The 234-nt window shown below is 37.2% G+C and carries 1 pseudogene; it reads right to left on the reverse strand.

The window, feature by feature from the left end:
- Positions 1–234, reverse strand: a pseudogene (locus AC1RPV_RS08280) (BglG family transcription antiterminator); the annotation flags it as partial.

Here is a 234-nt window from a genome sequence, read left to right on the forward strand (position 1 = left end):
ACATCAACCGCATCTACCAAATGATCCAGACTGATGTAATCGATATTAGCGATCAGAGTCATCACTATCAATGCTTGTCTTTCACTATCAGTGAGAACGACAAGTTCCTGATCATCACCTATGTCGTAATCAGGCTGTGATATCATTTGGATAACCTCGATTGGTACCGTAATATTTCCAGAATGACTTCTCTGAATTAACGGAATGTTCTTTGTTTTCAATTCTTCATTAAAT

The organism is Dellaglioa sp. CoH-55-MRSF-9, from assembly GCF_056782155.1.